Genomic DNA, 2089 nt, shown 5'->3' with positions numbered 1-2089 from the left:
TAGCGCTGCTTGAGCGAGGCGACAAAGCGCGTGTCGCGATGCTCCTTCATCGGCGCGTTGGGGAGCAGCATCAGGCACATCGCAGGCGTCACCACCAGCGCGACCAGCAGCGAGGCAGCAATCGCCAGCACATAGGCAATCGCCAGCGGCCGGAAGAACGTCCCCGCCACCCCGCCGAGGAAAAAGATCGGCAGGAACACCAGCATGACGATCAGCGAGGCGAACACCACCGCCGTGCGCACTTCGAGCGAGGCCGAAAGCACCACGGCAAAGGCCGAGCGCGGATTGCCCGCCTCGCGGTTCAGGCGCAGACGGCGGGCGATGTTCTCGACATCGATGATCGCGTCATCGACCACTTCGCCAAGGGCGATCACCAGTCCGGCGATCACCATCGTATTGATCGTCGCCCCGCTCCACAGCAGCACGAGGCCCGCCGCCAGCAGCGATAGCGGGATCGCCACCAGGCTGATCGTCGCCTGCCGCCAGTCGCGGGTAAAGGCGAATAGCACGATCGCCACCAGCAGGCAGCCGATCATCAGCGCGCGGGTCAGGTTGTCGATCGACTTCTCGATGAAGGTTGCCGGGCGAAAGATCGTGGTGTCGATCTTGACGTCCTTGAGGCCGGGCCGCAGCTCTTCGACCGCTGCCTCGACGTCACGGGTCAGCTGGAGCGTGTTGCCGGTCGGCTGCTTCTCGACGATCAGCATGATGCCCGGACCGTCGTCGATGATCGCATTGCCGATGGGCGCGGCAAAGCCATCGGTCACCCGCGCAACATCGCCCACCCGCACCGGCGCATCGCCTGCGATCTTGATGACCGTGCGGGAGAGGTCCTCAGCAGTCTGGATCGCGCCCGCCTGCTGAACGGGCAGCCGCTGGTTGGGCGTATCGACAAAGCCGCCGCCGCCAACCAGCACAGCATCGCCGGTCGCTGCGCGCAGTTCAGCCAGTGTGACCCCTGAGGCTTGCAAGCGGTCGGGATCGACCAGCACCTGCAACTGCCGGTCGCGGTAGCCCCAGACGGCGACATTCGCGACGCCCGGCACCGACATCAGCTTGGGCCGGATCGTCCAGCGCACCAGCTCGGACAGCTGCATCTGATCGAGCTTCTTGGAGGAGATGCCGATCTTCATCGCCCGGCTCGTGGACGACAGCGGCGGCAGCATCACCGGCGGACGGGCAGCGGCAGGCAGCCGCGCCTGCACCTGGGCCACGCGCTCCTGCACCAGCTGGCGGGCGCGGATCACGTCGGTGCCACGCTCGAACAGGATCGTGACGGACGATAGCCCTAGCACCGACTTCGAGCGCAGGGTTGCCAGATCCGGCACGCCGTTGACGGCGGTTTCAATCGGCACTGTGATCAGGCTTTCGACCTCCTCGGTCGACAGGCCTGGCGCTTCGGTCTGGATTTCGACGATAGGCGGGGCGAACTCGGGGAAGACATCGAGCGGCACATCGGCAGATGCGCGCAGGCCGAGGACTACCAAGAGTGCCGCCATCGCGAGCACCAGCACGCGCTGCCTGAGCGCGGAGCGAACCAGCCAGGCCAACATCAGTGTGCGACCCCGAACTCGGTGCCGAACAATTCGGCGGCGCCTGCCGTGACCACCAGCGTGCCGGGCCGCAGGCCCCGCGACAGGATGGCGCGGCCACCTTCGGTCGCCGCCACCTCGATCCGCTGGCGCACGTAGGTGTCGGCCTCGATCTTGGCATAGACCCATTCGCCGCCATAGATATCGCGCAGGATCGCGGAGGTCGGCACCGACAGCCCTTCATTCCGCCCACCAGCAAGCGGGAGCGCAACGCTGACCCGCTGGCCGACGCGGTAGGCTCGGTCACGATTGTCGAGCGCGAAATAGAGATCGACGGTGCCCGCCACCGCGTTGGCCGATGGCGGCGCATCGACGGGCTGCGCCGATCGTTTCGAACCCTCCTGCCCGAGCGGCGAGACCAGCGCCGACGGGCTCTGTCGCAGCCCGACAAGGTCGCTCCCGAACACCGGCACTCGCACCCAGACGTAGCGCTGGTTGCCAAGGCTCGCCACCGCTGGTCCGAGCAGGCGGCGCTGGGCCGCAGCCGCATCGGCAGC

2 protein-coding genes are annotated in these 2089 nt (G+C 67.3%); both read right to left on the bottom strand.

Features of this window, described 5'->3' with window-relative positions; genetic code table 11:
- Positions 1-1553 (bottom strand): efflux RND transporter permease subunit (locus COA17_RS18535; RefSeq protein WP_141397143.1); only part of this gene is annotated, 1553 nt, incomplete at its 3' end.
- Positions 1553-2089 (bottom strand): efflux RND transporter periplasmic adaptor subunit (locus COA17_RS18530; protein ID WP_217991030.1); only part of this gene is annotated, 537 nt, incomplete at its 5' end. The genes COA17_RS18530 and COA17_RS18535, both read right to left, overlap by 1 nt.

The sequence above is a fragment of the Sphingomonas ginsenosidimutans genome (assembly GCF_002374835.1).
Classification (GTDB): domain Bacteria; phylum Pseudomonadota; class Alphaproteobacteria; order Sphingomonadales; family Sphingomonadaceae; genus Sphingomonas; species Sphingomonas ginsenosidimutans.
This window is presented reverse-complemented; position numbering and strand designations above follow the sequence as displayed.